The 3824-nt window shown below is 64.1% G+C and carries 4 protein-coding genes and 1 pseudogene; 3 read left to right on the forward strand and 2 right to left on the reverse strand.

The window, feature by feature from the left end; genetic code table 11:
- Positions 1-450 (reverse strand): CoA transferase (locus A5634_RS08695; protein WP_172831665.1); only part of this gene is annotated, 450 nt, incomplete at its 3' end.
- Entirely contained in the window at positions 447-1970 is a 1524-nt protein-coding gene (locus tag A5634_RS08700; RefSeq protein WP_065143646.1) for an aldehyde dehydrogenase family protein, read from the reverse strand. The genes A5634_RS08700 and A5634_RS08695, both read right to left, overlap by 4 nt.
- A 290-nt stretch (positions 1971-2260) precedes the next feature.
- On the opposite strand from A5634_RS08700, the gene A5634_RS08705 reads away from it, so the two are divergent.
- From A5634_RS08705 to A5634_RS08715, 3 genes and pseudogenes are all read left to right on the forward strand, one after another.
- Complete coding sequence (locus A5634_RS08705; RefSeq protein WP_065143647.1) at positions 2261-2995, forward strand: SDR family NAD(P)-dependent oxidoreductase; 735 nt, start codon at positions 2261-2263, stop codon at positions 2993-2995.
- A gap of 14 nt (positions 2996-3009) precedes the next feature.
- Positions 3010-3204 carry a ferredoxin gene (locus A5634_RS08710; protein WP_065143648.1) on the forward strand — a complete coding sequence of 65 codons (195 nt, stop codon included), beginning with the start codon at positions 3010-3012 and terminating at the stop codon, positions 3202-3204.
- A 17-nt stretch (positions 3205-3221) separates the two neighbouring features.
- A pseudogene (locus A5634_RS08715) lies at positions 3222-3824 on the forward strand (cytochrome P450); the annotation flags it as partial.

A 3824-nucleotide genomic window follows, 5' to 3' on the forward strand; every position in this document is an offset into this window, starting at 1 on the left:
CCGGCACCAGAACGCGGTCATGTCGTAGCCGCCCTTGACTGATTCCGCACCGCGCGGGCCCAGCGCGCTGCCGCGGGCATAGATGATGTTCGGGTTGACCGCCCGGATGTGCTCGACGTCGATACCGAACTTCTGCCGGTGGTCGGGCAGGAAGCTGGTCAGGAACACATCAGAGCGCCGCGCGAGTTCGTAGAGCACTTCCTTGCCTTCGGGCACCGACATGTCCAGTCCGATGCTGCGCTTGCCTCGATTGGCGTGCTCGATGTTGGGATTGGGGTCGCCTTCGACGCGCAGCATGCCGGTCTGGCGCAGCCCGCGCTGCGGGTCGCCGGTCACCGCGTGTTCGACCTTTACGACGTCGGCGCCCCACTCGGTGAGCACGGCGCCAGCCGACGGGACGAACCCGTACATGGCGACTTCCAGCACACGGATACCGTCGAGCGGCTTCATGCTTGACCTCCAAGAACCGGCACGGCGAAAGTTTTCTGCTCCAAGAATTCCTCGAGGCCCGCTACTCCCATTTCACGGCCGACGCCCGACTGCTTGAACCCGCCGAAGGGACTGTCGGCGCCGAAGTAGTTGCCGCCGTTGACGGAGAACGAGCCGGCACGAATCCGGCGCGCTACCGCCAGCGCGCGGTCCTGGTCGCGGCTGAACACCGCGCCGGCCAGTCCGTAAATCGAATTGTTGGCGATGCGCACGGCGTCGTCGTCATCATCGAAGCCGATGACCACGAGCACCGGGCCGAACACCTCGTCCTGGGCGATTTCACTATCTGGGTCCACGTCGGTGAGCAGCGTGGGCGCGTAGAAGTAGCCCGGATCCAACCGCTCGCCACCGGTGACCAGAGTCGCCCCGGCCGCGACGGCGCGCTGGACCATGCCGTCGACCTTGTCGCGCTGGCGTTCGTTGATCAGTGGACCCATATACGTTTTCGGATCGGCCGGGTCACCGTGCCGGACTTTGGCGAAGTTGCGCGCGATCAATTCCACTATTTCGTCGTGATGCTTCTTCGGCACCAGCAGCCGTGAGGTGAGCGCGCACCCCTGTCCCGCGTGCGTCACCATGCTGAACGCCGCGAACATGCTGGCGCTAGCGAAGTCGGCGTCGTCGAGCATGATCACCGCGGACTTGCCGCCCAGTTCAAGGAAGACACGCTTGACGGTGTCGCTGGCCGCGGCCATGATCTGGCGTCCGACCGCCGTTGATCCGGTGAAGGTGACGACGTCGACTCCCGCGCTGGTGGTCAACGCTTTGCCAACCGCGGGATCAGACGAACTGAGCACGTTGACCACGCCGGCCGGGATGTCGGTGTGGTTGGCGATCAGCTCGCCGAGCGCCAGGGTGACCAGCGGGGTGTCCGGCGCGCCCTTGAGTATCACCGTGCAGCCGGCGGCCAGAGCGGGCGCAAGCTTGGCCAGTGCGAGCTGGTTCGGATAGTTGTAGGCGATGATCGCGGCCACCACGCCGGCGGCCTCTTTTTCCACCCATCGGTGGTGCCGCATGCCGCGCGACTCTTTCTCGCCGAGATCTTCGGTGAACTGATAGTCGCGCAGCAGGTCGGCATAGAAGCGCACGATGCCGATCGGCTCGTCGAGCTGGGCGCCCTGAGTCAGGGCGCGGGTGGCGCCGACTTCGGCGATGGTCAGCTCACGCAACTCGTCGGCATGGTCGAGGAGCGCCTGGTGTAGCTGGTCGAGGCAGCGGATCCGGAAGTCGACGTCGGCGGACCAGGTCGTCGTGTCGAAGGCGCGCCGGGCCGCGGCGATCGCCCGCTCGGCCTCGCCGACCCCGGCATCGGGCGCGTGTCCCAGAACCGCACCCGTCGCGGGATTGATCGTGGCGAACGTCTTCTCCGCCGTAACGAGACGACCATCGATCAGCAGCCGGCGGTCGGGCTCGTTCGCAGACTCGGCGCCCTGGCTAGTCGGTTCGACCGCGACCATCTGCGCCGCGTCCTGCACCGACATACGAATGCCCCCTGCTCCGGTAGATATAGATGTGGCGGCTGTCACGAAAACTTCATTCTCATCCCCGGCGAATCTTACATTCGAGATGCGAGAACACAAGAATGGAGGTCGGCCTGAGTAAGGTATCTGGCAGCTGAACAGTCGCACAGCGCGAGTGCCCCGATGCCTTACATAGCAGGCCGGGCATCGTTTCACCATCAACTTGCGGCCCACTTTGCTAGGAGAGTAAGGTTCTCATAATTGCGAGGGAGATTCTTTGTGTTTGAGATGACCGGGCTTTTATGGGTGGTATGGCGGTGCAGCCGGCCGTGAGCACTGCCTCCAGAACCGCGGTCGTCACCGGGGGTGGATCTGGCATCGGATTAGCCGTCGCACAACGTCTGCGCACTGACGGTCGCACCGTTGCCACCATCGATCTCAAGCCCTCTTCTCAAGACGACCTGTCCTATACCGCCGACGTGACCGACCGCTCGCAGGTCGATACCGCGCTGGCGGCGATCCGCGATCGTCTGGGCCCGGTCACCATCCTGGTCAACGCGGCCGGCCTGGACGGCTTCCAACGCTTCGGCAACATCACGTTCAAAGACTGGTGCAAGGTGATCGACGTCAACCTGCACGGCGTCTTCCATACGATCCAGGCGGTGCTGCCAGACATGGTCGCGGCGCAGTGGGGACGGATCGTCAATATCTCGTCGTCGAGCGCCCACTCCGGGCAGCCGTTCATGGCGCACTATGTAGCCGCCAAATCCGCGGTCAACGGGCTTACCAAATCACTGGCCCTCGAGTACGGGCCGAAAGGCATCACGGTCAACGCGGTGCCGCCGGGCTTCATCGACACCCCGATGCTGCGGAACGCCGAGACGCAGGGGTTTCTCGGTGACGTCGAGCAGAACATCGCCCGGACGCCGGTGCGCCGAATCGGCAAGCCCGAAGACATCGCGGCGGCGTGCGCGTTCCTGGCTTCGGACGAAGCCAGCTACATCACCGGTCAGATATTGGGCGTCAACGGCGGTCGCAACACCTAGTTACGGAGGTCCCCGTGAAGGTCTGGGTTGATCCAGAACGCTGCCAGGGTCACACCCTGTGCGCGATGATCGCGCCGGATTCATTCCAACTCAGTGACATCGACGGCAGTTCGTCAGCGGTCAACGAGGTGGTCCCCGACGATCAGTTGGAAAAGGTCCGCGAAGCCGCACACTCCTGCCCCGAGCAGGCCATCATCGTCAGCGATTGACTTCTAAGGGGACAGCTTTGAGCATCGACGACATCGTCAGCGACAGCGATCGCAAGAAGAACACGTACCACTTCGATCGCCACTCCGCCGAGTACCGCTCGCAGTTCAAGGGCATCACCGAGGAGATGCACGCCAAGTGCCCCATCGCCTGGACCGAGACCTACGGCGGGCACTGGGTCGCCGCCGGAAGCCACGAGGTGTTCGAACTGGCGCGCTGTCCCGCGGTCTCCAATGACCACGACATCCGCGGCGAACGCCGTGGCTACAAGGGGATTTCGATCCCCACCGCCCGCCGCGTCAGCGTGGTGCGCGGCGGCATCCTGGAAATGGACGACCCCGAGCACCGCACCTATCGCACGGTGTTGAACCCCTACCTTTCCCCGGCGGCGGTCAAGCGTTGGGAACCGTTCATCGATGACGTGACACGGGCCTGCCTCGACGAGAAGATCGAAAGTGGCCAAATCGATTTCGTCGACGATCTGGCCAATATCGTTCCGGCCGTCCTGACCCTGGCAATCCTGGGCATCCCGCTGCAGAAGTGGAACCTGTACAGCGAACCGGTCCACGCCGCGGTGTACACACCCGAACACTCCCCGGACATCGAGCGGGTTGCCGCGCTG

Origin of the sequence: Mycobacterium asiaticum (assembly GCF_001673365.1) — a bacterium.
GTDB lineage: Bacteria > Actinomycetota > Actinomycetes > Mycobacteriales > Mycobacteriaceae > Mycobacterium > Mycobacterium asiaticum_A.

Excerpts from the sequence above, each read along its gene's own strand:
- A5634_RS08700 (WP_065143646.1), bottom strand. The coding sequence starts at position 1,970 with ATGTCGGTGCAGGACGCGGCGCAGATGGTCGCGGTCGAACCGACTAGC.
- A5634_RS08705 (WP_065143647.1), top strand. The coding sequence starts at position 2,261 with ATGGCGGTGCAGCCGGCCGTGAGCACTGCCTCCAGAACCGCGGTCGTC.